This is a genomic window from Trichocoleus desertorum ATA4-8-CV12 (assembly GCA_019358975.1).
GTDB classification, from domain to species: Bacteria; Cyanobacteriota; Cyanobacteriia; order FACHB-46; family FACHB-46; genus Trichocoleus; species Trichocoleus desertorum_A.
Window position 1 is genome coordinate 20,868 of the sequence record JAHHIL010000018.1, and the last position, 25,441, is coordinate 46,308.

The 25,441-nt window shown below is 49.3% G+C and carries 23 protein-coding genes; 9 read left to right on the forward strand and 14 right to left on the reverse strand.

The genetic code is table 11. The annotated features are described in order from the left end of the window. The first annotated feature begins 298 nt into the window (after positions 1–298). Positions 299–2,926: an ATP-dependent chaperone ClpB gene (clpB, locus tag KME12_14475; GenBank protein MBW4488990.1), complete on the forward strand. Its 2,628-nt coding sequence runs from the start codon at positions 299–301 to the stop codon at positions 2,924–2,926. A gap of 226 nt (positions 2,927–3,152) precedes the next feature. Here the strand turns inward: clpB and KME12_14480 are convergent, their stop codons facing one another. Further along, complete coding sequence (locus tag KME12_14480) at positions 3,153–3,575, reverse strand: hypothetical protein (GenBank protein MBW4488991.1); 423 nt, start codon at positions 3,573–3,575, stop codon at positions 3,153–3,155. Positions 3,576–3,767: 192 nt separating this feature from the next. Further along, positions 3,768–4,175 (reverse strand): hypothetical protein, encoded by a 408-nt coding sequence (locus tag KME12_14485; protein MBW4488992.1) that lies wholly within the window; start codon positions 4,173–4,175, stop codon positions 3,768–3,770. Positions 4,176–4,371: 196 nt separating this feature from the next. On the opposite strand from KME12_14485, the gene KME12_14490 reads away from it, so the two are divergent. Continuing rightward, on the forward strand, positions 4,372–4,563 hold the full coding sequence (locus KME12_14490) for a hypothetical protein (GenBank protein MBW4488993.1): 192 nt from the start codon (positions 4,372–4,374) through the stop codon (positions 4,561–4,563). A gap of 164 nt (positions 4,564–4,727) precedes the next feature. On the opposite strand, the gene KME12_14495 is transcribed toward KME12_14490, so the two are convergent. The 4 genes from KME12_14495 to KME12_14510 all read right to left on the reverse strand — a co-directional run bounded on the left by KME12_14495 (position 4,728) and on the right by KME12_14510 (position 8,456). Beyond that, positions 4,728–5,591, reverse strand: coding sequence for an SAM-dependent methyltransferase (locus KME12_14495; protein MBW4488994.1), 864 nt, complete (start codon positions 5,589–5,591; stop codon positions 4,728–4,730). Between the two features lie 83 nt (positions 5,592–5,674). Next, positions 5,675–5,902 carry a hypothetical protein gene (locus tag KME12_14500; GenBank protein ID MBW4488995.1) on the reverse strand — a complete coding sequence of 76 codons (228 nt, stop codon included), beginning with the start codon at positions 5,900–5,902 and terminating at the stop codon, positions 5,675–5,677. 332 nt (positions 5,903–6,234) lie between these two features. Beyond that, positions 6,235–6,759 carry an AAA family ATPase gene (locus tag KME12_14505; GenBank protein ID MBW4488996.1) on the reverse strand — a complete coding sequence of 175 codons (525 nt, stop codon included), beginning with the start codon at positions 6,757–6,759 and terminating at the stop codon, positions 6,235–6,237. A 47-nt stretch (positions 6,760–6,806) separates the two neighbouring features. Then, complete coding sequence (locus KME12_14510; GenBank protein ID MBW4488997.1) at positions 6,807–8,456, reverse strand: FkbM family methyltransferase; 1,650 nt, start codon at positions 8,454–8,456, stop codon at positions 6,807–6,809. Positions 8,457–8,769: 313 nt separating this feature from the next. Between KME12_14510 and KME12_14515 the strand changes: the two genes are divergently transcribed. Both KME12_14515 and KME12_14520 read left to right on the forward strand, forming a co-directional pair. Continuing rightward, positions 8,770–10,623, forward strand: coding sequence for a tetratricopeptide repeat protein (locus KME12_14515; GenBank protein ID MBW4488998.1), 1,854 nt, complete (start codon positions 8,770–8,772; stop codon positions 10,621–10,623). 157 nt (positions 10,624–10,780) lie between these two features. After that, entirely contained in the window at positions 10,781–11,125 is a 345-nt protein-coding gene (locus tag KME12_14520; protein ID MBW4488999.1) for a hypothetical protein, read from the forward strand. Positions 11,126–11,274: 149 nt separating this feature from the next. Here the strand turns inward: KME12_14520 and KME12_14525 are convergent, their stop codons facing one another. The 3 genes from KME12_14525 to trmD form a co-directional block, all read right to left on the reverse strand. Continuing rightward, positions 11,275–12,069, reverse strand: coding sequence for an ABC transporter ATP-binding protein (locus KME12_14525; GenBank protein ID MBW4489000.1), 795 nt, complete (start codon positions 12,067–12,069; stop codon positions 11,275–11,277). 55 nt (positions 12,070–12,124) lie between these two features. Beyond that, a complete protein-coding gene (locus KME12_14530; protein ID MBW4489001.1) occupies positions 12,125–13,429 on the reverse strand; it encodes a branched-chain amino acid ABC transporter permease in 1,305 nt (434 codons plus the stop codon). Between the two features lie 181 nt (positions 13,430–13,610). Next, positions 13,611–14,357: a tRNA (guanosine(37)-N1)-methyltransferase TrmD gene (trmD, locus tag KME12_14535; GenBank protein ID MBW4489002.1), complete on the reverse strand. Its 747-nt coding sequence runs from the start codon at positions 14,355–14,357 to the stop codon at positions 13,611–13,613. Between the two features lie 369 nt (positions 14,358–14,726). On the opposite strand from trmD, the gene KME12_14540 reads away from it, so the two are divergent. The 3 genes from KME12_14540 (at position 14,727) to cphA (ending at position 18,898) form a co-directional block, all read left to right on the forward strand. Continuing rightward, complete coding sequence (locus tag KME12_14540; protein MBW4489003.1) at positions 14,727–15,542, forward strand: cyanophycinase; 816 nt, start codon at positions 14,727–14,729, stop codon at positions 15,540–15,542. A gap of 271 nt (positions 15,543–15,813) precedes the next feature. Further along, entirely contained in the window at positions 15,814–15,951 is a 138-nt protein-coding gene (locus KME12_14545) for a hypothetical protein (GenBank protein ID MBW4489004.1), read from the forward strand. A 187-nt stretch (positions 15,952–16,138) separates the two neighbouring features. Continuing rightward, positions 16,139–18,898 (forward strand): cyanophycin synthetase, encoded by a 2,760-nt coding sequence (cphA, locus tag KME12_14550; protein MBW4489005.1) that lies wholly within the window; start codon positions 16,139–16,141, stop codon positions 18,896–18,898. Between the two features lie 117 nt (positions 18,899–19,015). Here the strand turns inward: cphA and tatA are convergent, their stop codons facing one another. After that, positions 19,016–19,192, reverse strand: coding sequence for a twin-arginine translocase TatA/TatE family subunit (gene tatA, locus KME12_14555; protein MBW4489006.1), 177 nt, complete (start codon positions 19,190–19,192; stop codon positions 19,016–19,018). Positions 19,193–19,468: 276 nt separating this feature from the next. Beyond that, positions 19,469–20,644: a serine/threonine protein kinase gene (locus tag KME12_14560; protein MBW4489007.1), complete on the reverse strand. Its 1,176-nt coding sequence runs from the start codon at positions 20,642–20,644 to the stop codon at positions 19,469–19,471. Between the two features lie 113 nt (positions 20,645–20,757). Between KME12_14560 and KME12_14565 the strand changes: the two genes are divergently transcribed. Further along, positions 20,758–21,492: a phycocyanobilin:ferredoxin oxidoreductase gene (locus tag KME12_14565; protein ID MBW4489008.1), complete on the forward strand. Its 735-nt coding sequence runs from the start codon at positions 20,758–20,760 to the stop codon at positions 21,490–21,492. A 183-nt stretch (positions 21,493–21,675) separates the two neighbouring features. Beyond that, positions 21,676–22,167: a hypothetical protein gene (locus tag KME12_14570; GenBank protein ID MBW4489009.1), complete on the forward strand. Its 492-nt coding sequence runs from the start codon at positions 21,676–21,678 to the stop codon at positions 22,165–22,167. 16 nt (positions 22,168–22,183) lie between these two features. Here KME12_14570 and devC read toward each other — a convergent pair whose 3' ends face one another. The 3 genes from devC to KME12_14585 form a co-directional block, all read right to left on the reverse strand. Then, entirely contained in the window at positions 22,184–23,338 is a 1,155-nt protein-coding gene (gene devC / locus KME12_14575; protein ID MBW4489010.1) for an ABC transporter permease DevC, read from the reverse strand. A 72-nt stretch (positions 23,339–23,410) separates the two neighbouring features. Next, positions 23,411–24,445, reverse strand: a complete 1,035-nt coding sequence (locus KME12_14580) for an ABC exporter membrane fusion protein (GenBank protein ID MBW4489011.1) — start codon at positions 24,443–24,445, stop codon at positions 23,411–23,413. A gap of 153 nt (positions 24,446–24,598) precedes the next feature. Beyond that, the gene (locus tag KME12_14585) at positions 24,599–25,417 is read right to left on the reverse strand and encodes a hypothetical protein (protein ID MBW4489012.1); all 819 of its coding nucleotides are present in this window, start codon (positions 25,415–25,417) and stop codon (positions 24,599–24,601) included. Positions 25,418–25,441 lie beyond the last annotated feature (24 nt).

A 25,441-nucleotide genomic window follows, 5' to 3' on the forward strand; every position in this document is an offset into this window, starting at 1 on the left:
TCAATATTGAGATCATAGGGCAATGATCCTAAAGACTTAGGGTGGATTAGACTGAACTGCTTTGGGTTGGTTCCTTCATAAAACTTATAGGCCAAAAACAGAAGTCAACAGCATCTTATCGAAGGTGCGATCGCCAGCATCATGCTGTGATTCGGATTAACTTGTTGCCGCAAGCTTGGAACGGTAATACCCCTATATGAAGGCGTAAACACCGATCCTGCTGGGTACGCTGAGTTTTTTACAATAGCTGTAACTAGCTGAATGTATATATTTATTGTTTAGAGGGGGAGCGTGCAGTATGCAACCAACCAATCCCAATCAATTTACCGAAAAAGCGTGGGAAGCGATCGCTCAGACCCCTGAGGTGGTTAAGCAAGCCCAGCAGCAGCAGATTGAGACAGAACACTTGTTCAAGTCCTTGGTAGAGCAAGAAGGACTTGCCAGCAGCGTCTTCAGTAAGCTGGGAATCAGTGTGCAGAAGTTACGCGATCGCACCGAAGAATTTATTAAGCGCCAACCCAAAGTTTCCAATAGTGGCTCTGTGTACTGGGGCCGTAGTGCGGATACCTTGCTCGATCGCGCTGAAGGCTATCGCAAAGAATTTGAAGACGACTTCATTTCGATCGAACACTTGCTCCTGGCCTACACCCAAGACGATCGCTTCGGGAAATCGCTGTTTCAAGAATTTAGACTAGACACAGCCAAGCTACGCAGCACGATTGAGCAAATTCGAGGAAGTCAGAAAGTGACCGACCAAAACCCTGAAGGGAAATACGACTCGTTAACTAAATATGGCCGTGACCTGACAGAATTTGCGCGTCAAGGCAAACTCGACCCTGTGATCGGTCGGGATGACGAAATCCGCCGGACGATCCAAATTTTGTCTCGCCGCACCAAAAACAACCCCGTCCTGATTGGGGAACCGGGTGTCGGTAAAACCGCGATCGCCGAAGGTCTAGCCCAGCGGATTGTGAAAGGGGATGTGCCTGAATCTTTGCGCGATCGCAAGCTGATTGCTCTGGATATGGGTGCCCTGATTGCGGGTGCCAAGTACCGGGGTGAATTTGAAGAGCGTCTCAAAGCGGTTCTGAAGGAAGTCACCGACTCCAACGGCACAATTATCCTATTTATTGACGAAATCCACACCGTTGTAGGCGCAGGGGCGACCCAAGGCGCGATGGATGCGGGTAACTTGCTGAAGCCGATGTTGGCTCGCGGGGAACTGCGTTGTATCGGTGCTACCACCCTGGATGAGTACCGCAAGTACATCGAAAAAGATGCGGCTCTGGAGCGACGGTTCCAGCAGGTTTACATTGATCAGCCCACCGTCGAAGATACGATTTCGATTCTGCGGGGCTTGAAAGACCGCTACGAAACGCACCACAACGTCAAAATCTCCGACAGTTCTCTCGTGGCTGCGGCGACACTTTCAACTCGTTACATCAGCGATCGCTTCTTGCCCGACAAGGCGATTGACCTGGTAGACGAAGCGGCTGCCAAGCTGAAGATGGAAAGCACCTCCAAACCAGAAGAACTCGACGAAATCGATCGCAAGATTCTGCAATTGGAGATGGAGCGGTTGTCTTTGCAAAAAGAGAGTGATGTCGCTTCTCGCGATCGCCTAGACCGACTAGAGAGAGAGCTAGGTGATCTCAAAGAAAATCAAAGTCGCCTCAATGCCCAATGGCAAGGAGAAAAGGAGATCCTCGATCGGCGTAAAGCGCTAAAAGAGGAGATCGAACAAGTGAATGTGGAAGTCCAGCAAGCCGAGCGTGAGTACGACCTCAACCGAGCGGCGGAGCTGAAATATGGCAAACTGACCGAACTGCAACGGCAACTGGATGAGATCGAAGCGAAACTAGCGGATACTCAAACCAGTGGGCGATCGCTATTGCGCGAAGAAGTGACGGAAGCCGACATTGCGGAGATCATTTCTAAGTGGACAGGTATCCCCCTGAATAAGCTGGTTGAGTCCGAGATGCAGAAGCTGCTCCAATTGGAAGAAGAATTGCACAAGCGAGTGGTGGGTCAACAGGAAGCTGTAACAGCCGTAGCCGATGCGATTCAACGGTCTCGCGCGGGCTTAGCAGACCCCAACCGCCCCACCGCCAGCTTTATCTTCCTTGGTCCTACCGGGGTTGGTAAGACGGAACTCGGCAAAGCGCTAGCTTCTTACCTATTTGATACCGAAGATGCAATGGTGCGGATCGATATGTCGGAGTACATGGAGAAGCACTCTGTGTCTCGCCTGATCGGTGCGCCTCCGGGATATGTGGGATATGAGGAAGGCGGTCAACTCACGGAAGCGATTCGCCGTCGGCCTTACTCGGTAATTCTGTTTGATGAGATCGAAAAAGCACATCCGGATGTCTTCAACGTGATGTTGCAAATCCTAGATGATGGCCGTGTCACCGACTCTCAAGGTCGCAAGGTAGACTTCAAGAACACCATCATTATCATGACCAGCAACATTGGCTCGCAGTATATCCTCGATATCGCTGGAGACAACTCCCAGTACGAGGAGATGCGGAGCCGAGTCTTGGATGCGATGCGAAACAACTTCCGTCCAGAGTTCCTCAACCGAATCGATGAGATCATCATCTTCCATGCCCTAGACTGCAGCGAACTCCGCGAGATCGTCAAGCTCCAAGTTCAGCGCTTAGAGCAACGGTTGAGCGATCGCAAGATGGCTCTCAAGCTATCCGATGCTGCCCTCGACTTCTTGGCAGAAGTGGGTTACGACCCTGTCTACGGGGCACGTCCCCTCAAGCGGGCCATCCAACGCGAACTGGAAACCCAAATTGCCAAGGCGATCCTCCGCAGCGAGTTCACAACTGGCGACACCATCTTTGTCGATGTCGAAAACGAGCGGTTAGCCTTCAAGCGCCTACCCGCCGAGTTACTAGCTGCTCAGACTTCTAGCTAATGGTCTAGATAAGGCGATCGTTGTTTAACTGTTTAACTTTAATTAGTCCCCTCCCTTAGTCTTACATCAAGCTAGGGAGGGGGCTTTTTTATAAGTTACGATTCCAAATTGCTGAATCTAGTAGGTGATCGCTAATTTACTTTCTACCTAACGATCGCAATCAGTGGCGATCCACACCTTATATATCCCAGCCAGCAATCATCATTTGTCCGTTGCATGGCGATCGTTATGCTGTGTCTGGACACTGTACTGGATCTCTAACTGAAATTACTAGAGGGTTTGAATTAGCATTAACCCACCACTCATTTCCATAGTAATCAAAGTGATGATGGTAACCTTCCACATTACCGTCATCAAACTCAAACCAAGCTGCAAAGATTTCTAACTTCTCGGAGTCCCCTTCGATCTGCAAGGAATTTTCAGACACCCAAACCCTGACGAAACTATCATTTTTGTAGATATGTAAGGAGCTTAAGCAGACCTTGTAAGGGAATGGATCAACTATTGCAGCTTTAATAACATAAAATTGCTGACTCTTATTCCGTACAAGATTCAGGATTGACTGCTGAACATTTCGAAGATCTTTAGGCAAACCTGAAAGCTCAATTTCTATCCCATGAGGGCTATCGCCAAAACGAATCTCAATCATGCTTCAGATTCAATTGGCTCTTGTTTGCTGCATGTCCTTATAGACAGCCTCATACTACCCTAACCTTGAAAACTAATAGATGAGCTTTCAACTACTGTCCCCACCAGAGATTAAGCTGCATAACGGTTTGGATCAGCGGTTGTCATGGTCTTCGCATCCAAATTTTTTGCAGGGATTATCACAGATTCCTTATTATTTCAGGTAATACAGAATATAGTCTGATTTATGAAATAGCCCTTTGGATTCTGCTTCAGCAAACACAGACTTTAATACCTCCTCATCCCGAAACTCTGGAAAATTCTGTGTTCCTCTCTCTACAAAATCATATAAGCGCCAGGCATCAAAACCGTCAATTTGACCTTCTCTACCAAAATCCCAATCTACATGTCCTGATGGTAAACGTACGCAACATCCATACCCATGAAAAAAATAAGAAATTTTTTCACTGGGATCTAAATACCCTCTCTGTGGAATTCCCGATAATTGCCATTCTAGAAGACGTTGAGGTCGTTTCAGCCCCTTGTATCGCTCAAATAGCTCAACTGCTTCTCGCACCCTGTTTTGGTATTCATGGATGAGTTGGATGAGTTTTTCTACCATTCACAAGTTAACTCAACTATTTAATAAAATTAGGGTTTGCCCATTTCCTCACGCTGTTTAGTTCTCGTACAAGAGGCAGAGTACTTCAAGCAAATTCTCACCGACCGACTAATGGCAGGCGTACTATTAAATACGTCACACGCTATTCCTCTAAACTCATTTCACGATCGCAACTTCTAAGCCATCAGTTCTCACAATGCGATCGCCATCCAACCTCGCCCATCACCTACTTTTGGCGATCGCTATCCATCTCCATCCGTCACCTATTTTTGGCGATCGCCATCCATCTCAGTCAACATGTAGTCTGGGCGATCGCTATCCAACCTCACCAATCAAATACTTTAGGCAATCGCAATTTAATTCTCATAGTCCTCTCCTTCAGTCTTAATTCAAGCTAGGGAGGGAGCTTTTTTATCGGGAATTTAGTAGGCGATCGCTAAATTTACTTTCTACCTAATGACCCCGTCAACCCGCCGCTAGCACCCTTTCGGAATCGATCAACCATCTTTACACAGTCGGTGTGCAACGGGATTGTTAGACAGACAGAACCCATTACGCTTTAGCGACCACCAGATACCACATATTGTTTAACAATGTACGCTTGTGCAGAATTTTCTCCTCTAAGTCATCTTGTTGCAAAACCTCAATATCTTGAAATCCCTTCTCCTCTAACCATACTTTCATCTCATCACCATACATACCAAACAAATACGGCTCACCAATTTCGACAAGTTTATCAATACTGGCTGATATACCTGGAACTTGGTCATTTTTGAAAGTCATTAAGGGGGAACAGCAATCAAAGAGCAGCACTGAATCAGGTGCCATTTGCGATTTGATGAAGTCTAAGACGCCAGAAACACTCTCTTTAGGTAGATAGTAGCTAACCCCTTGCCAAACATAAACCGTTGGCAGTGCTTTATCAAAACCATAGCGAACAAGACTGCCGAGGTCGTCATGATTAAAGTCGAGGGAGATAAGTTTTAATCCTTCAGGGATGTATCCTAGCTTGCTAACCAGATACTTTTGCTTATCATCAATCGTTTTGGGCAAGTCAACTTCAAACGTGGCAACGGCTTTCTCTCGCACACTAGAAATACGAAAGAACCTTGTATCGTAACCTGCTCCAAGCAGAAGAAGTTGCCTACATCCTGAAGCGATCGCATCTGTAATAACTTCATCACCGTACTTTTCCCTCAAAATGGTGTACCAATAAGTAATTTGCTGAAATCTTTGAGCATCATCGACAGGCTCTACACCAAGGTTTAGGGAATCCTCTTGTAAAGACTTTGCTAGGGAATCATCAAAGAACCAGCCAACATACTCATCTTCTAGAATTACACCAGGTTGGAATTGATGAGCAAATTTCATCATAGCTGTACCTTTGTTGGTGGACTTGCCTAAATCAATACTCATTGGTTCATCTCCACAAGCTTGATACTGGAAGCCTAGCTATAAGATCCGTTTCTCAATCAATGTAGCCTTAAATAAAACTCGCATTACAAATATTTCTCTGCTAATCGCTCGTCCAACATTGCCTTCACCTCTTCATCTGTAGGTGGCGGTGAATCAGCCTTAGCAATGCCAATCAAGCTGTCGGCTAAACCTTTCGGTTCGATAGTTAGTTGAGGCTCAGGTTGGAGCGATCGCATCAATGCATTTACCAATTGCCAACGCTCTTCGATCGGAAGTTTCAAGGCTTGATCTTGCAGTTCACGTAGCGTCATACCAATCATCTCCGTGTAGAGAGCAGCGGGCAAGCCGATCCATCAATGTCTGTATCTCAAATTTTAGCGAACTGGCCCAGAACTAGAAACTTTCGGGTCTAGTGTTGCAATCCAATCTCGCTCAACACATACTCTGAGCGATCGCTATCCATCCCCATCCGTCACCTATTTTTGGCGATCGCCATCCAACTTTATCCATCACCTATCCTTGGCATGGAGAGATTGATCTAAGACTATGACTACTGCGATCGCCTAACCAGATGTTGCTAGGTTTAATCTCTCAATGCTTAACTGGGGATTTGTTCATTCAGCAGAGAACAAGATTAAAAACATCACTCTACATATCTCTGCCACCAAGGTTTTTTCAGATTTGGAAATCGTTGTGTCCCCTGACTTAGCAAAGAGTTAACCACCTCAAAGGGAGGCAAAAGTCCGTCTACAGTCATGACATTTTCTTCGGGGATGATGGGTTCGAATGCAGCGACTTGGCTGTGCAGCATCGCTGACGGCATGTAGTGATTTTGTCGTTGGGTAAGACGGCGTTCCAGTTCTGATGGCGGCACCTTCAGGTAAACCAATTGGACTCGTCCTAAAGCGGCTAGTTGTTTGCGATAGGAGAGTTTGAGAGCAGAGCAAGTGATGACTGTTTCTCGGTGACGATCGCTAGCTCTGCGGATATCATCCTCAACTTCTAACAACCACTGTTGGCGGTCTGCATCTTGTAAAGGTTGATGAGACAGCATTTTGAGGATGTTGGCTTGGGGGTGTCGGCGATCGCCTTCCAGAAAATCACTTTCTAAGCGCTCGGATAACAGCCGACCCACCAGTGTTTTGCCTGATCCTGCCACTCCCATCATGATCCAGACTAATGGGCAGTCGTTCATCACTTTCTCACAACTTCAAGTCAAGTACAACGAAATAATAGGTTAAATACCTTAGTCGTTTCACAATACTGATGAGGTTCTAGCTTAACCAAATTGGGTGCACTGGCTTGCATTAAATAAGCGTCATAGCCTAGCGATCGCATCCATTCTCGCAATTCAGTTTCGTTAGTTCCCATCTGCTGTAAACCAAAACGATTGACTTCGCAAATAATATAAGGAACTCGATGAGTTTTCAGGGTGTTCACACTGCCTTGCAAAACTTTTAGTTCTGCCCCTTCCGTATCGATTTTGATCATCTTGGGAGGATGGAGATTTTGATCAGTTAAAATCTGATCTAAGGTAGTCACTCTAACTTTTTCGGTTACTTGACTCATGCGGCTTTTTTGATTAAATTGATGCGCTCCTACATTCCACAGAGCATGACCGCCATCATTATCTAGGTTGACAAAAAATTGGGCTTCTTTAGTTTCAGCCCCTAACGCCACATTAAGAACCTTGAGATTTGAAAGATGGTTTAGTTCGATGTTTTCCAAAACTTTTCTGTAATTAGCTGACTCCATTTCAAAAGCCAACACATTGCCAGAAGCACCGACTAAGGTGGCAGCGAGGAGCGAAAAATAACCGACATGTGCACCAATATCAACAAAGCGATCGCCGGGACGCAGTGTTTGAATTAAAAAGTCAGAAACTTCTGGTTCATACAATTTGCCTGTACTAAAACGCGACAGCATCAATTGTTGGGTATATTTCTCTGCATCCAAGTGCAGTTTCAACTGTTTAGTTTCTTGGTTAGTCGTAATCGTTAGGTTCACCACTTGGGTTCTAGCGGGTGAAGCGGTGGGCTGTTGAGCGGGAGCGATCGCGCCATTGGCATCATTAAAAATTGTGGGCCGACCGATTGGCGGCAAGCCAGGTTGAAGAGGGACTGGAACGTTCATGACTGCGGCAATTCTGCGAGCATCGGCTTCGCGGTAGGGGGCTGTTCTGCCAAACAAATCCATGTCTCGGCGCACCGCAGGCTTGAGATTTCCCTGAGAATCCACCTGCTTGAATTCGTAAGTAGAGTCAATTTCAGCTTTGCCGTAGCCCCAATGTAAATGCTCGGTCAGAACATCGGGAATGTAGTGCAAGCGCCCGACTCGCTTGGCAATATCCATAATCCAGAGATCATCATACAAGCACTCGAAAATGCCTGTAATGAAATAGCCCAAGGTCAAACACCATTTGCGGCTCACGATGGGGAAGGTGCAAAGCTTCTCGCCCCAGTGGCCTTCGTTGAACCACATGCAAAAAATCTCATCGGGGAATTTTGCAGTTTCTTGGTCGAGGCGTGTATCCCACCCTGCATCATTGTAGGTTTGGTCATCCGCTGCCATCACCAACAGATCTCCTTGGGAAGCAGTCGCCAAAGCATTCCACGCTTTAGAAACGCCAATCGGTTCACTGACCATCAAAGAGCACTGCTTGAGGTGGTTCAGTTCGGCTTTGTGGGCTTCCAGTTGGCTCACATAGTCTTGCTTGGCGGGGTCGTCGGCGTCCACATAAAATAAAACTTCGACTCTTTTCGGATGGTGCGCAGTTTTTAGCACACTTAAAACTAGGCGCAGTGCTTTATCGGGTCTTCCTCGCGTGGGGCAAAGCAAGGAGATTGTTTTAAGTGGCTTTGACATGCTCAATATCCTCGGTCGGACAAAATTCTATGGGTTTAGGAAGTGGGGGCAATTCACTTCAGCGGGCGAAAATACTCAATCAATTCGCTGGGTTCAATATCAGCCCAGATAAGCTCCCAGTTGATCATTCCCACCTTAATCCCTATCTGAAAACCCAACCAAAGTTTTGTCGTTCAGTTTCTTGACCAAATCTTGGTATGGATCTTTGGGATCTGAAGTTGAGCGGGAATGCTGGAGTCGGTGTAGCGTTATTGCAGACTTGAGCAAAGACAGTTTTGCAGGCAAGATGCAGTAGAGCAAGGCATAGGGCGGTATGGTGAATATTTCTAAAGCTCTGGCGATCGCACTTCAGCACACTCAAGCTCAGCGGTGGTCGGAGGCGGAGCAAGTCTATCAACAAATTTTGCAGCAGCAACCCGATCAAGTTGAGGCGCTATACCAGTTAGGCATGATTGCTAAACAACAGGGGCAGATGCAGGTTGCTACTGGATACTTTCAACAAGCCGCAACCCAGTACTGCCAATTGGCACTGGCCTGCTTTAACCGTCGCCAACTGAGCGAAGCGGTCGCCTATTATCAAAAAGCGCTAGCACTGCGACCGACTGCCCCAGACATCTATACCAACTTGGGTAATGTCTATCAGGACTTAGGCCAAGCGGAAGCTGCGATCGCTTCTTATCAGCAAGCTTTAGCCCTCAAGCCCGATTCTGCGGAGGCGCACAACAACCTCGGCAATATGTACAAGCGCCAAGGCCAATTGACAGAGGCCAGCAACCATTATCAACAAGCGGTGACCCTGCGACCTGATCTGGCAGAAACCTACAACAACTTGGGCAATGTGCTCAAAGACCAAGGGCGAATGACCGAGGCGATCGCGGCTTATCGGCAGGCGATCGCGATGAAACCCAGCCTGATGGAAGCCAAAAGTAATCTGCTGTTTTCGCTGCAGTACGACCGCACCCACGACCCGGATACGATTTTTGCTGAGCACAAACACTGGGCCGAGCAATATGCCGATCCCCTCACTCAAGCGGCAGCCCCACACTTAAATGACCGGAATCGCGATCGCCGCCTGCGGATTGGTTATGTCTCCCCAGACTTTAATGCCCATCCCGTGGGATTTTTCATTGGTTCTGTCCTCGCGGCTCACGACCATGCCAACTATGAGGTGTTTTGCTATGCCAATTTGACTGCGGCTGATGGCTTGACTGAGCAACTCCGCCGCTTTGCCGATCGGTGGCGCGACATTATTAGCCTCAGTGATGAGCAAGTCGCCGAGTTGGTACGCCAGGACCAAATTGATATTTTGGTAGATTTAGCTGGGCACACAGCAGGCAACCGAATTTTGGTGTTGGCCCGCAAGCCTGCGCCGATCCATGTGACTTACTTGGGCTATCCCAACACGACAGGCATGTCAGCGATCGATTACCGATTCACCGATACCTGGGCCGATCCGGTCGGGGTCGCCGATACCCGCCATACCGAAACATTAGTCCGTCTACCCCGTGGCTTTCTCTGTTACCAGGCTGCCCAAAACGCCCCAGCGGTCAGCCCCCTACCTGTCCTAAAAAAGGGATACATTACTTTCGGCTCCTTCAACAACCTGGCTAAGGTCACGCCTGAAGTCATTGCTGTTTGGGCCGCGATCCTTAAGGCTGTCCCTCAATCGCAGCTACTCCTGAAGTACAAAGCTCTGACCGATGCTAGTACCCGTCAACACTTCCACGCTTTATTTGCCCAGCAAGGTGTCAGCAGCGATCGCGTCCAGCTACTAGGGCACGTCTCCTCTTTTGCAGAACACTTGGCTCTTTACCACCAAATCGACATTGGCCTCGACAGCTTCCCTTACAACGGCACCACTACCACCTGCGAAGCTTTGTGGATGGGAATTCCAGTGATTACGGTGGCGGGCCAGAGTCATGCGGCTAGGGTGGGGGTGAGCTTACTCGCCAATCTCGGTCTTACAGATTTGATTGCTGCTTCTTTGGCAGAGTATGTGAGTCTAGCCCAACACTTAGCTCAAGATCGCGATCGCCTGCGCTATCTCCGGAGCAATTTGCGCTATTTAATGTCGCGATCGCCCCTGACCAACGGACGCGGATTTACCCAAACCTTAGAGAGCGTGTATCGCCAAATGTGGTACCGTTGGTGTGACGCTCAGAGCTAATAGCAGTTCCTTGCTAGAGTCACATTTATCTACAACTCATGGGCGGTTGAAGCTTCATGGAAGATTTTATTTGCTCGGTAGAAATACGGTTGTAGCTCAGGCCGATTCTTCCGATAAATGGGTGAAGTTGATTGTACAGCCATACCCCTGCCTTCCTATGACTGCAAATTCTGGATCGCCCTCAGAACCCCCCAAAAGCCAAGGATTCAAAGTAACCCTGACTCAGGGCATTATTGGCGCTGTTTCACTCGCTAGTACGACTGCCATTCCCCTGCTAGTGAATCGGTATTTAGCTCCCCCCACGCCCGCAGAGAGCCCAGCTCCAGCCGCTCAGGTGTCTCCTGCACCCGCAACCACTCAGGCATCTCCCTTAGTTACGCCTGCTGCGGCTCCGGGCCAAGTGGTTCCTGGGCAGACAGTACAAATGCAGACTGGCAGCATGACTCCATTGCAAGTAGAGCCCATAGAAGGTAAAAGGGGCAAAAAGAAAAAGCAAGATTAGGCTGAGGTAAATAGAGTCAGAAATTGCTGTAAGGCTCTTATAAAGGGTGTATCACGATGAGTTTGTAGGCAATTTGAGCGTTGGAGGTGGGTGTCAAAACTCACCTCTTCGTGTTTTTGAGCCAACTCCAGGACGATTACCAGTTAACCTTACTGCCCCAAATAAGCTTCTAAAACTTCGGAGTTCGTTTGGATTTCACTAGGATTGCCCACTGCCAAATTGCGGCCCTCGGCCAAGACCCAAACGCGATCGCACAGCGACATAATCACGTCCATGTTGTGCTCAATAATCAGGAACGTCATTCCTTCGCGATTCCAGGTGGTGATGTGCTCGCAGATTTGGTTAATCAAGGTGGGGTTGACGCCAGCCGCAGGTTCATCTAGCAAGATTAGCTTGGGTTGCACCATCAGGGCGCGCGCCATCTCTAGCAACTTACGTTGACCGCCAGAAAGGGCTCCCGCATATTCATGGGTCATATGCGTCAAGCCCACCGACTCTAGGATGGCGTAGGCTCGCTCTTTCAACTGCTTCTCTTCTTTCGCCACTTGACGAAACTGTAGGCAGGCGCTCCAGAAATTTTCTCCAGTCTGATGTTGAGCTGCCAGCAGCATATTCTCCAGCACCGACAACCGCGACAGCACTCGCGCTACCTGGAAGGTACGAACCATGCCCTGCTGAGCAATCTGGTGGGGTTGCAGTTGTTGAATCGGTTCGCCGTCAAAAATCACCCGCCCTTGATCGGGTCGAATGAAGTTAGACAGCAAATTAAACAACGTCGTTTTACCAGCACCGTTAGGGCCAATCAAGCCAGTAATACTACCCTGAGCCACCTCGATCGCGGCATTATCGACGGCTTTAATGCCACCAAAGCTTTTGGAGAGGCCACTTGCCGCCAAAAGGGGAATCTGGAGAGGTTGGGGTCTACGTTCCACCTCGGTCAAAATTTCTTCTAAGCCTTGCTGCGGCACTGCTTCCGGCAAAACATCGGGGAACTTGGGATCATCGACCAAGGGTTAATTCCTCCTTCTTACCTAGAATGCCTTGAGGCCGCCACATCATGACTACAATCAAGATTAAACCAATAATCATGATGCGGAATGCACCTAATCGTGCGTCATCGAGCGGCACAATGTCTTTCAGGACAAATCGCGTCAAAGTGTTGTAAGCCCAGAAAATTGTCCCACCCAGCAAAGTGCCGACGTTGTTTCCAGCACCGCCCAAAACCACAATCGTCCAAGCTTGGAAGGTGATTAGGGGAATAAAACCGTCCGGGTTGATAAAGGTAAGCTGCCAAGCGTAAAACGCTCCAGCAATTCCAGCGATCGCGCCCCCCAGCATCAGCGATTGCAGTTTGTACCAAAACACATTTTTGCCCAGAGCCTTAGCGACTTCCTCATCTTCTCGAATCGCCTTCAACACGCGGCCCCAGGGCGATCGCACCAGCCACTCCAACAAGCTAAATAGAATTGCCAGCACCGTCACTAACAACAACATCAGCCCTGCCTTGTAGGAGTAGTTGTAGAGGGCATTCGCACCAATGCTATACATCCATAAGCCCAAAATCGAGCACAAGGACACGCTAAATAAAGCCAAACCTGCTGCCCATTCTGACAGCCGAGCCATTAGCTTTTTAGCGATCGTGGTGTAAAGCCAGCCTACCCCAACCAAAGCGACTAAGAGGCCCAGCCCTAGGAACTCTGGCGAAAGCGCCCGGCTCAGTTTGAGTTGTTGCATCACCACTCCAACTCCTCCCAGGAGCAGGACGAGTGAGCCTGTATAGCCACCCCAAACCACAGCATTTTTGATCGCAGCAGGACGAGACACTTGCTTGAGTCGTTGTTGCACCCACTGCCAGAGCTTCCAGTAAGCCAGACCCACCACCACCGTTAGCAGGGCAATCATGCCACCTCTGGTGAAGGCGTTGGGGTTGAATTTGTCCAGCGGTAAGGGATAACCATAGACACCCCGCGCTCCTCGCGTCAGCCACTCTTCATTCAAGGCCACGAGACGCACAACTTCAGAGACGCCAATTGTGACGATCGCTAGGTAGTCTTCCCGCAGACGCAAGGTAGAAAAGCCAATTAACAAGCCGAGCAAAGCAGCTAGAGCCGCGCCCGCCAAGACGGCAATCACCAGAGGCACTCCCGCTAGGGTTAGCAACACCGTGGTGTAAGCCCCCACTGTCATGAAGGCAACATGCCCAAAGTTGATCAGACCTGTAAAGCCCCACTGCAAATTCAAGCCCAAGCTAAAGAGGGCATAGGTTGCAGTGAAAATAATTAACTGAACAATGTAGCCTTCCATGCCAAGGGTGACAGCAATAGTAGTGAACAGGAATAGTGGAATAGGTGAGATGGGAGCTGCGCGATCCAGAGATGCTCTAAGTCGTTACCAACACAAGGGTGGGCAGAGCAATCGGATTGTACCGCAGTCCGAGAGCAGACAAGTACGATTTTACCTAGAGCACCGACATGGGAACAGACGCCTAGGAATTGAAATCATCAGGCTGAGCAGTATCAGACGGAGGCATTTCAGCGTTCCCTGCTTGAGCTTTCAACCATTTTTCATAGAGATCGGGACGGCGATCGCGAGTGCGTTGAATTTGCTGCTCCCACCGCCAGCGATCGATTTCAGCATGATTTCCAGAGCGCAAAACGGTTGGCACCTCCCACTCACGAAAAACGGCGGGTCTTGTATAGTGTGGGTAATCTAACAGGCCCGCTTCAAAGCTTTCTGCCTTCAGAGATTCCTCTTTGCCCACCGTCCCAGGCAGCAAGCGCACCGTCCCATTCAGCAGTGTGAGCGCCGGGATTTCGCCACAGGTCAGCACAAAATCCCCTAACGACACTTCACGAGTCACAAGGTTCAAGACTCGCTCATCGACTCCTTCGTAATGACCGCAGATCACCACCAGTTGGTCATAATTAGTGCCTAGTTCCTGAAACATGGCTTGGTTCATCGTTTGGCCCTGAGGTGTCATTAAGATCACCTCTCGCCTCGGCAAAACGGGCAGAGACTCCACCGCCGCAAAAATCGGCTCTGGCTTCATCAACATGCCAACCCCACCTCCATAGGGCTCGTCATCTACACGCCGATGTTTGTCAGTCGCAAAATCACGCGGATTGGTGAGATAAACCGTAGCAATCTCTTTCGCTAAAGCCTTGCCCAACAAGCCTGAACTCAGCGGTGACGTAAAGAAGTCAGGAAATAAAGTAACAATGTCAAATCTCACAAAACCCTAACTTTCGAGAGTGCAAATCTTACTGAGACTGCCGACTATACCTTGAAACTGGCACATAATTTCTGAACTAGAAAGCCTTGGTATCGCTAGGCATCGCTATTGGTATCGCTCGTTGCTAGGGCTGACGCTCTAACAGCAGCCGAAAAAAATCAAAAAGACATTTCTGATTTTCTTAAATTATGTTTAAATAAACTGACATTATGCCTATATTAGTTAAGCTCCAGGGTTAAAACTGCATGGCACTGGATGAACAGAAGCGGCATTCCTATTTCAATCAATCGGTTACTGGAACGTCTGGTTCATTTTATGTCCAGGAGTAGCGTTGTGCCGCAGCTAGAATCTCAACCCCTCAAAGAACAGATGCCTCAGTCCACCAAAACTGCCGTGATGATTATTGGGGGAGCGGAAGACAAAGTCCACGGCAAGGAAATTTTGACTTCCTTTTTTCATCGGGCGGGCGGCACAGATGCTCGCATTGCCATCATTCCCTGCGCCTCACGAGAGCCAGCCACAATCGGCGAACGGTACCGCACTATTTTCGAAGAGATGGGTGCCAAGGCGATTGAGGTCTTAGATATCCGAGAGCGGGAGCAGTGTGAGGATTCCCTTTGGCGCGCCTTTCTAGAAAGCTGTACGGGCGTGTTCATGACTGGAGGCGATCAACTGCGGCTCTGCGCTCTACTGGCAGACACGGAGTTGATGGCCGAGGTGCGACGACGAGCGGTGAGAGGTGACATCACGCTGGCAGGTACGAGTGCTGGGGCAGCGGTCATGGGTCATCACATGATTGCAGGCGGGGGCAGCGGCGAACATCCCAATCGATCGCTGGTCGATATGGCCACTGGGCTAGGCATCATCCCAGAAATCATTGTGGATCAGCATTTCCACAATCGCAATCGCATGGCCCGACTGATGAGTGCGATCGCGGCTTACCCGGCTAAGCTGGGCATCGGTATTGACGAGGATACTTGTGCTCTGTTTGAGGGAGATGGCTTACTGCACGTCCTGGGCAAAGGCTCGGTTACTGTCGTTGATCCCGCTGATCTAAGCTACACCAACCAACCCAATGCCGAGGCTACCGATCCGCTGAGCATTCACAACTTGCGAGTCCATATTCTCAGCTATGGCGATCGTTACCATCTTCACCAGCGTCGGATCATGGCCCGCGAGCCATAGAATGCGCTCTAGAGAGCTCTGACTTAATGCTGATTTTAGAGCAACTTCAGCCTCGATTTGTCATACCCGAAGGTAGTCTCAGCTCCTCTACACTTCCCCTAGTATTGACTTAATGCCAACCAGCAGCTCTAAGACTTTTTTAACTAAAACTGTTCAGCATGAGCAGTCTCGTAGGATCTCAAAGTTCGAAACTGCAAAACAACCACCACAAAGTCAGAGACTAATCTTTGGCTCATTTCGCCGTGTTGATTGTTTTTTTGTAAGTGTTGATATGCTGATTTTATTGAGTAAACCCCAGAAGTTTTGCCCACACAGCAGTTGCTCTGTTTCTACCTCCAAAGATCAAGCCCAAAACGATCAAGGTGGTTCAGGCGATCGCTGCTACGCTGTTTTTGAAGCTTGCCTCTAACCTGCTGATCTCTAATTTTTTGTAATTGATGCTAGCAGTGATTGTAGTTTGTCGAGCATCAAACTGTTCCTGGTAAACAATTTGAGGTTTATTGAAGCGAGAAACTGGATAGTTGCTTCTCAAGAATCACCTCAGCTCGTGATTGCATCTGCGTCCTCCCCACCCCCGAACACCCTCGGATAGCTTTATGAAAATACTCAAGATCCAGACATTACGCGGCCCTAATTACTGGAGCATTCGTCGTCATAAGCTGGTCGTGATGCGTTTAGATTTGGAGGATCTGGCAGACAAGCCTTCCCACCAAATCTCCGGGTTTTATGAGGGGTTAGTGGCGGCGTTACCTAGCTTAGACGAGCACTTCTGCTCACCGGGGTGTCGAGGCGGATTCCTGAGCCGAGTCCGGGAAGGCACCATGATGGGACATATCGTGGAACATGTAGCTCTGGAGCTGCAAGTGCTAGCGGGTATGACAGTAGGCTTTGGCCGTACTCGTGAGACTGCCACTCCTGGAACTTACCAAGTTGTAATCGAGTATTTAGATGAGCAAGCAGGTCGGTATGCCGCCAGAGCAGCGGTGCGCCTGTGCCAAAGCCTGGTTGAAACGGGTAGCTATCCTCAGGCCGAGCTAGAGCAAGACCTGCAAGATTTGCGAACTTATTGGGCCGATGCTTCGTTAGGCCCCAGCACCGAGTCTTTGGTGCATGAAGCAGAAGCTAGAGGCATTCCTTGGCTCCAGATCGCCGCTCGTTCCATGATTCAACTAGGATATGGAGCGCATCAGAAACGGATTCAAGCGACCTTAAGCGATCGCACTGGCATTCTAGGGGTAGAACTGGCTAGCGATAAAGAAAGTACCAAGCAAATTCTCCACGAATCCGGCGTACCTGTGCCACGAGGCATTGTAATTAGCTATCTAGATGAGCTGGAGGAGGCCATAAAGCAAGTGGGTGGCTTTCCCATTGTGATCAAGCCTCTAGATGGCAATCATGGGCGTGGCATTACGCTCAATATCGACTCTTGGAAAATGGCCGAAGACGCCTATGATGCCGCGAAGGAAGTGTCGCGATCGCTGATTATAGAGCGCTATTACACAGGGCAAGATCACCGCGTGTTGGTGGTGAATGGCAAGCTAGTCGCAGTAGCTGAACGAGTCCCCGCTCATGTGATTGGGGATGGCCGCTCCACCATCGAAGAGTTAATTGAGTGGACGAACCAAGACCCCCAACGGGGTGAAGGTCATGACAACGTTCTGACTAAAATTACGGTCGATCGGACCACTTGGAAGCTCCTAGATCACCAAGGCTACACCCTGCAAACCATCCTACCCCTTGGAGAAATTTGCTATCTCAGGGCCACCGCCAACCTCAGCACAGGCGGGATCGCGATCGATCGCACCGATGATATTCACCCAGAAAACATTTGGCTGGCACAACGAGTTGCCAAAATCATCAACCTCGATATCGCTGGTATCGATATTGTCACCTCCGATATTTCTCGCCCCCTCCGCGAAACGGGGGGTGTAGTAGTTGAAGTCAATGCCGCTCCTGGCTTCCGGATGCACGTTTCTCCTAGTCAAGGCATTCCCCGGAACGTGTCGGAGTCGGTGATCAATATGCTGTTCCCCTCTGGAACCCCCAGCCGCATTCCCATCATTGCGATCACGGGCACCAATGGCAAAACTACCACTACACGCCTGATTGCCCACATCTTCAAGCAAACTCAGCGCGTCGTCGGTTACACCACTACCGATGGCATCTATATCGGTGACTACATGGTAGAAAAAGGAGACACCACTGGACCGCAAAGCGCCCAGCTAATTCTCCGAGATCCCACTGTAGAAGTAGCAGTCCTAGAATCGGCACGTGGTGGTATCTTGCGCTCTGGTCTAGGGTTTGATGCCTGCGATATTGGGGTGGTTCTCAATGTTGCGGCTGACCACATGGGTCTAGGAGACATCAACACCCTCGACGATATGGCGCGAGTGAAAAGCGTGGTAGCAGAATCCGCCATGCCCAACGGCTACGCGGTGCTAAATGCAGATGACCCGTTAGTGGCAGCGATGGCCCGCAATGTCAGAGCCCAAGTGGCTTACTTTGCCATGAATCCTGACAACGAAATTGTCCGGGCTCACGCGCAACAAGGAGGATTAGCAGCCGTTTATGAAAATGGCTATCTATCGATTCTCAAGGGTGACTGGACGCTGCGGATCGAGCAAGCCATCCATGTACCGCTGACAATGGGGGGACGTGCTCCGTTCATGATTGCCAATGCCCTTGCGGCTAGCGTGGCAGCCTTTGCACATGGCGTCAGAATTGAAGACATTCGAGCTGCCCTAATGAGCTTCCAAGCTTCAGCCGACCAGACCCCTGGACGCATGAATTTGTTCGACTTGGGCCACTACCACGCCTTAGTAGACTATGCTCACAATCCCGCTAGCTACGAAGCATTGGGCGGCTTTGTCAAGAATTGGACAGGAGAGCGGATTGGCGTCGTGGGGGGGCCCGGCGATCGCCGCAATGAGGATTTTGTCACCCTGGGCAGACTCGCAGCGGATATGTTCGATCGCGTCATTGTCAAGGAAGACGACGATACCAGAGGGCGGAGTAGAGGCGAAGCTGCTGAATGGATTTGCCGAGGTTTGGAAGCTGCAAGCCAAAGATGCCCCCACGAAATCATTCTGGACGAAACGAAAGCCATTAACTCGGCTCTCGATCGCGCTACGCCTGGTAGCTTAGTGGTGATTTTGCCGGAAAGTGTAACTCGTGCTATTCAGTTGATTGAAGCGCGTAATCCTGTCGGCCACACGACAGCGCCCCAAACGCCAACTCAGAACGGCTCAAGTACATTGATCTCCAATGGGCAAACTGTCAATTCAGCTCCAGTTGAGGTCAATCACTCTAACTCAGGCCCAACTCAAACAGAATCTCAGTCTGCTTACACGTTCTAGAGTTTCCAGTTTCCCCGGAGAGAGGTTAAACGCATTTAGACAGTTTTAGATGAGCTGCCTAAATGCGTTTTGTTTTTGCTTTGAGATATTAAGGTTGGTTTGGACAATTTGGGCTGCTTAGTCCGGGTCTAGCTCAGTGGCATCCTTATCCGCGTCTGGTTTCTGGACTTCTTCCTTAAACCCTCGCAGCGTTTTACCTAAAGCACTACCCAACTCAGGAATTTTCTTGGGACCAAAAATTACAATCGCCGCGATCGCAATAATCGCTACTTCGGGCCATCCTAAACCAAACATAGCTCTCTCCTATCAACCAGGCTTCACTCAATCTTTTGCACGAATCTGTTGAAGTGCCGCAGGCTAAAGCCTGGGACTATTAGAACTAAGCCTACCTTCGCAGGCTATAAAAACTTTTTTAGGAATGAGACCGCGCAGGCAGTCTTTGTTTTTGTAGCCGCGACTTCAGTCGTTAGGCATTCTCATTAACTATAGACGGGAGGTATCCCTACTTCGCAAGTCTCGTGATTCTCTATCGGTTACTGAATAAACGAGTCTGTGATGGCAACTTTTAATTTAGGCTTTGGTGAGTGGCATTTTAAGCCAGGTACTCAATTCATAGGCCAACCAATCTAATTCGGCTGCGTTAAGGGATTGCGGCTCGCCCAATTCATACTGCTGAGAACCCACTGCGATCGCTAGCTTCGGTGTATCACCTGATTTTGTGTAGGTCACGTTACGGATGTCTTGTCTGCGTCCCACTTGAGGCCGTCCCTTTGCTAGCCCCAACCGCTTTTGAGCCAGCGTAATTTCTTGGGCATCGATCCGCAAGCGAATTTGACCGAATAAAGCTGGAATGGTAGCTTCCCACGAATTAGCATTTTTGTTGAGCATCACTTTACTACCAGCAGGTTGAGTGACCACTGCCGCTGCTGCAGTGCGAGTTTGGCCTTGTTCCAGAGCTTGTAAAGCCGCCTGAGCCGAAGCAAGCCGCCGCTCTAAGCTAGATTCGGTCATCCAACTGAGCCAATCCGCAAAGGCTGGACTCAGATCAGCCACTTGGCCAAAATCAATCCGAGAACCCCGGCGGGGCAGGCTAGAAGGATGAGTGCCCGTCACCAAGGTGATCAGAGTTGCCCCCAAGCTGTAAAGGTCGGAAGCCGCGATCGCTCTGCCACTAAATTGCTCTGGCGGCATATAGCCGTAAGTGCCCACCACCGTAAACGTAGTATTCTCCTCTGCTGTGGCAGTCCTAACTGAACCAAAATCCACTAAATAAACCTGAATCGGGCGATCGCCAGAGGTATCAGTGAGCAGAATATTTTTCGGCTTGATATCCCGGTGAATCACGGGTGGCTGCTGACCATGCAGGTAAATCAAAATTTCTAGCAGCGCCCTGGCAATTTGTTTCGCTTGCCCTTCAGTAAAAGTTTTGCCGTTTTGGAGCAACGCTTCTAAAGATTTGCCATCCACATAGGTTTGGATCAAAGCAAAGCCTTTGCCATTGCGGAGGTTTAGCTCAAAAGAATTGAGGTATTGCGGAATTGCCGGGTGCGAGAGGTTCTTCAGCGTATCAGCTTCGCGCTCAAATAACTTCAGGTCATCCCATTCGGTTTCATTGTCAAAGGACAGCAGCTTGATCACCACAAAGCGCCGAGTTTGCAAGTCCTTCGCCAGGAGGGTTCGTCGCCCTGAGTTCTTGCCCAGTTGCTTTTGGATCTCGTAGCGATCGCCTAAAACTGGATTTGGCATTTTCTTCCGCCGTTACTGCCCCTTAGAGATTCTTATAGCTCTGAATTCATGCCCAAAGCAAGCTGATATTCTGAACCTACATAAGCATTCTTTAACAACTTCCAGTTTTCACCATGTCAGCGACCTCAACCCCCTCCCTCCGCGAGCAGCAACACCCCCTGATTCGTCAGCTAGCCGATGCGATCGAATCTGTTTGGCAACGACATTTAGACTTGTCTCCCTACCCTTTCCCGGCTGAGTTGGGGTATGTCGAAGGGCGGCTAGAAGGAGAAAAGCTGGTGATCGAAAACCGCTGCTACCAAACCCCCCAGTTTCGCAAGTTGCACCTAGAATTGGCGCGGGTCGGCAGCAATCTCGATATTTTGCATTGCGTTATGTTCCCTCGCACTAACTACGCCTTACCGATGTTCGGCACCGATTTAGTAGGAGGCCGAGGGCAAATTAGTGCCGCGATCGCAGATTTATCGCCGTTAAATGCCGATCGGACTCTGTCAGGGGCATATCGCAGCGCCTTGTCAGCCCTACCCAATCCTGAGTTTTCCCAAGCCCGCGCGTTGCCAGACTGGGGAGATATTTTTTCAGATTTTTGTCTATTTATTCGTCCGGGCAGCGTCGAAGAAGAACAGCAATTTCTGCAACGAGTTGAAGGCTTTTTAACCGTTCACTGCCAACAGGCGATCGCGGCCACCCCGGTTACTTCAGAGCAAGAAACCGAAATTCTCCAAGCTCAGCGCTACTATTGCACCAAGCAACAGCAGAACGACAAAACTCGCCGCGTCCTCGAAAAAGCTTTTGGCGTAGATTGGGCAGACTATTACATGACCACTGTCTTGTTTGACTGCGCCTAAGCCCTAGTTTTTGCAATTTTCAAACTTATATAGCAATCCTAAATAGATTGGAAACAGGGGGATGGGGGCGAAGCCTCCACGCAAGGGTTTTACCCCTGCACCCCATTGAAGAATCAAAAAGGATTGCTATAGATAGGCACAGAAGGGGCAGTGGAGCTGCGATCGCTAAAAGGAGATACCGCTGTGCTACCAGGCAACCAGTCGCATGCTTGGCAATTTGATGCCAATGATACCTATGTGCCTATCGCCCATGACGGAGCCGTAGTTGGATTTTGTAAACCCAGCTATGCAGCTCAAATTGTAATAGCTATGAACCGGGAGGATCGCGTACGCCAAGCTTTGTATTTGGCTTGCTACGACCTAGTGAGTCGTGCGGGGGGTCATAACAGCCAGATTGATGACTTGGTGCAGAAATATCTGAATAGAACCGAACCACCCAAATGCGGAACCGCCTTAATTGCAGTTCTCCTAAGGCATCGCCAAGCCGAACTGGATCTAAATGACGATGAATTCACTCGTTTTTGTGACTCCTATCGGCTTTCACCCAAAGAGTTAAAGCAGATTTGGCTCGGTCACGACATTGAGCAAAAGCATCTGGGGCCTTTAGCTCGAATTTTGGGTCAGTCAATTGACCAAGTGATTGAAGCTTGGAAAGGGTCAGACGAGGAGTTGTAAGTGATTTAGGCAGGCATCAAAAGATATCTGCTGGATCAGCCGCTTGCACTTTGCGAACAGCGATCGCGCCAGACAAAGTACACATAATAATAGCTAAACACAAGACCGTCAAAGCGCGATCGAATGTCATTATTAGGGGTAATGAAGTGGCATTTCGAGTTAAATCATACAGCCCTAAACACAAGGCAAAACCTGGAATGTAGCCTAGTATTGACAAAATCAAAGCTTGTTGAAAGACCACCGATAAAAGGTAAGAATTTTTATAGCCCATTGCTTTCAGCGTGGCGTACTCAGGCAAGTGATCAGAAACATCCGTGTAGAGAATCTGATACACAATCACGATGCCAACAATAAATCCCATCGCTGTGCCCAGAGTAAAAATAAACCCAATGGCTGTACTGCTCTGCCAGTAACTTTTCTCAAACTCAATAAACTCTTGCTTCGAGAAAATTTTGATATCTTCAGGCAGGCTTTGTCTTAAATTTGTGACGGTTTGATCTACATTGGCTCCTGGTTTCAATTTAATAATGCCAATATCAATTAAACCTTTGCGTCGTCGCTCAAAAATCCGCAGAAAGTTGAGGTCGCTGGTAATTAGGTTGCCATCTGCCCCAAAGGAAGCACCCAATTTAAACAAACCGCCCACTTTAATTCGTCTTCCTGCGACTTCTGTGGTTACAGTTTTACCTTGACGGAGATCAGCTGCTACTGGTCCAAATTCCGGGCGAGAATCTTCATCAAACAAAACCACTTCTGGCAATTGGATTTGAGGTAAAGCAGCTTGCAATCCAGGCACATCAAACACGGTATCTGCTGGATCAATCCCAATCACCAGGATGCCGCGAGTCCGACGGTTTTCTGGATTTTTCCACAGCGCAAAGTCTAAATAAACTGGGCTAACCGAGGCTACATCCTCAAACCCCAAAGTTTGATAGAGACGACGCTGGGAAAAGCTCCGCATGGCAATTAAGGCCGTGGACTGCGGGCTAATCAAAAAAATATCCCCTTGGAAGCTTTGATGCAACCGAATCGCACTATCGAACAAGGCATCCCGAAACCCAAGTTGCATAAACATGAGAATGACGGCAAAACCAATGCCAGCTAAAGCGATGAGTAGCCGCACTTTTTCTCGAACCAGTTGTAGCCAAGCGAGGGGAATTGCCAAGATCATCAGTGGTTCAACAGTTCAAAGATAGAAGTTTGCTGCGATCGCCGTTAGAATTTCTCTCGACCAATCGGGAGTTTACGGGGTAATCGCAACGTTGACTTGCAGATTGGTGAGTCCCGCCACCTTGGGGCTGTCTGCGAGCTTAATTTTTACCTCTATGACCCTGGCATCTGTGTCTGCGGCAGGATCTGTGTTGAGGACGTCATTTTTGCGAATTTGCAGACCAACCTGGTCTACAGTTCCAGAAATCGCGCCCGGAAAGGCATTGCTGGTAATAGTGGCAGTTTGGCCGACTCGCACCTTGGCAATATCGGTTTCATAAATTTCGGCAACTGCATACATCTGACTGGTGTTGCCAAGCTCTAAGAGGCCATCGTCACCTACCTTTTCGCCAGGGTCAGCATAGATCGCAACGACCCGACCGCTCATGGGTGAGCGTATGACAGCAGTTTCTAATTCAGCTTTAGCCCGTTGCAAATTCGCCATCGCCACAGTGACTTGAGACTCAGCCTGACGAATATCGGTAGGACGCACCTCTGCAACGCTGCGTAAAACTTGATTGGATTGCTCTAACTCTTTGCTAAGCGTTTCTAGAGTTAAGCGCCGAGCATCTAGGTCTGCGGCTGATATGGCCCCATTTTGATAGAGCAGCCGATAGCGCTCATAGTCGCGCTGAGCATTTTGCAGTTGTGCAGTGACGCGCGCTACATTGGCTTCCGCCGCCGCAATATCACCCGTCTTCGCTCCAGCTTGCACCTGGGCTAAGCGACTTTGGGCCTCTCGAACCTCAGCTTCTGCTTGAATTGCCGTTGCTAGTAAGCGATCGCTCGTATCTAGAACCGCGAGTGGTTGGCCCAATTGCACCACCGACCCTTCTTGCACCAACAATTTGTTAACTCGCACCGTTCCCATCGAGGAAGGCGCAGCAATGCGAACAAGTCCGCCCTCTGGCTCTAATCGACCCAAACCTGTAATCGCTCGTACGGAAGCCTCGGCAGGTGCGTCGGCTATAGCCCGATCGGTTGCGACTGAGCCGCGCATGGATGAAACGTAGGCAAAAAGACCCAGGCCAGCAGTCCCTAACGCCACAGCGATCGCAAGGGCAATCATCCACTTCCCTGACGGCTGTAATAAAGGCTTATCGCTCAAAGGTTGTGTTTGAATTGTGTCCGCATCTCATGGTAGCTAAATTTCTGGAAATTTTTACGGGTTCAGGTTTGGTAATTTCCAGAGCGCGATCGCTGACTGACTATCTATAGCTATCTAGCGGTGGGCTAAAGTGCGGTTAGTCCGGAATGTAACATTTGTACCATCAGTGGTCTGCTCTAGCACCAGCATCGGCGTTGGCTTCGCTTTCTGATCCCAGTGAATTTGAGCAATGCGACCCTGAATAGTAGGTTGCCAGGTGTCATTCTCCTCATGGGCAGGGCTGAGGTAGGTTTCTAAGCAATCAATAATTTGGCTAATTGTGACAGAAGTAGGCTGAGTCGGCAGCTTAGTGAGCTTGATTTGAATACGGAACAATACTCGCTTGGTGCCCTTCGGTAGATCACCGGGTTCATATTCCACATCAAACACTTCATCAACCGCACGACCCGCGCTAGCAATGCCTACAGAACCCTGATTGGCTTGGCTGGGCCGGAGGGCCAGAGAAATTTTTTCTTTAACTTTAATTTTAATTTGATTGACGATGGCAAAGTGGAAGACTTCTTCCGCCATCCGCATTCTGAGATAGTCTAAGTTAAATTCTCTAGAGTGAATCAGGTCTGGGTTCTTCTCCATCTTACCGATGGTTTCCAGAGCCATTTTCAGCTTCTTTTGCATCTCCTTGTTCTTCAAGTCTGCAAACCGTACCTGCTTTTGCAGCTTACTCGCCTGGAGGTGTGAATACACTCCTAAGCCTACTAAAAGGAGAAACAGACCGCCTGTCGTCATCATCCACGGCTGAGCGGCCCCATCATCGGGTTGCACAGGCTGAGGGGGCGGAGCTGCGGCTTTAGTTCTGACAGTTTTGGCAGGTTTGATAGGTTTGACAGGAGCTTGAGCCAACCAAGGTTCTAGGAGAAAAAGCGGGGTTGACATAATAAATCCAGGCCCAACGGTGAC

Bases quoted from the DNA above. Each gene is read 5' to 3' on its own strand.
- KME12_14505 (MBW4488996.1), bottom strand. From the start codon at position 6,759: ATGATGGGAGTGGCAGGATCAGGCAAAACACTGGTGGGTCGGCTGTTA.
- devC (MBW4489010.1), bottom strand. From the start codon at position 23,338: ATGATCTTGGCAATTCCCCTCGCTTGGCTACAACTGGTTCGAGAAAAA.
- KME12_14580 (MBW4489011.1), bottom strand. From the start codon at position 24,445: ATGATTGCCCTTGCGATCGCTGTGGCGTTAGGGACTGCTGGCCTGGGT.
- KME12_14585 (MBW4489012.1), bottom strand. From the start codon at position 25,417: ATGTCAACCCCGCTTTTTCTCCTAGAACCTTGGTTGGCTCAAGCTCCT.
- KME12_14515 (MBW4488998.1), top strand. From the start codon at position 8,770: ATGGTGAATATTTCTAAAGCTCTGGCGATCGCACTTCAGCACACTCAA.
- KME12_14500 (MBW4488995.1), bottom strand. From the start codon at position 5,902: ATGACGCTACGTGAACTGCAAGATCAAGCCTTGAAACTTCCGATCGAA.
- KME12_14510 (MBW4488997.1), bottom strand. From the start codon at position 8,456: ATGTCAAAGCCACTTAAAACAATCTCCTTGCTTTGCCCCACGCGAGGA.
- KME12_14565 (MBW4489008.1), top strand. From the start codon at position 20,758: ATGTCAGCGACCTCAACCCCCTCCCTCCGCGAGCAGCAACACCCCCTG.
- cphA (MBW4489005.1), top strand. From the start codon at position 16,139: ATGAAAATACTCAAGATCCAGACATTACGCGGCCCTAATTACTGGAGC.
- KME12_14540 (MBW4489003.1), top strand. From the start codon at position 14,727: ATGCCTCAGTCCACCAAAACTGCCGTGATGATTATTGGGGGAGCGGAA.
- KME12_14545 (MBW4489004.1), top strand. From the start codon at position 15,814: ATGCTGATTTTATTGAGTAAACCCCAGAAGTTTTGCCCACACAGCAGT.
- KME12_14520 (MBW4488999.1), top strand. From the start codon at position 10,781: ATGACTGCAAATTCTGGATCGCCCTCAGAACCCCCCAAAAGCCAAGGA.
- KME12_14560 (MBW4489007.1), bottom strand. From the start codon at position 20,644: ATGCCAAATCCAGTTTTAGGCGATCGCTACGAGATCCAAAAGCAACTG.
- KME12_14530 (MBW4489001.1), bottom strand. From the start codon at position 13,429: ATGGAAGGCTACATTGTTCAGTTAATTATTTTCACTGCAACCTATGCC.
- tatA (MBW4489006.1), bottom strand. From the start codon at position 19,192: ATGTTTGGTTTAGGATGGCCCGAAGTAGCGATTATTGCGATCGCGGCG.
- clpB (MBW4488990.1), top strand. From the start codon at position 299: ATGCAACCAACCAATCCCAATCAATTTACCGAAAAAGCGTGGGAAGCG.
- KME12_14495 (MBW4488994.1), bottom strand. From the start codon at position 5,591: ATGAGTATTGATTTAGGCAAGTCCACCAACAAAGGTACAGCTATGATG.
- KME12_14485 (MBW4488992.1), bottom strand. From the start codon at position 4,175: ATGGTAGAAAAACTCATCCAACTCATCCATGAATACCAAAACAGGGTG.
- KME12_14490 (MBW4488993.1), top strand. From the start codon at position 4,372: ATGCGATCGCCATCCAACCTCGCCCATCACCTACTTTTGGCGATCGCT.
- KME12_14480 (MBW4488991.1), bottom strand. From the start codon at position 3,575: ATGATTGAGATTCGTTTTGGCGATAGCCCTCATGGGATAGAAATTGAG.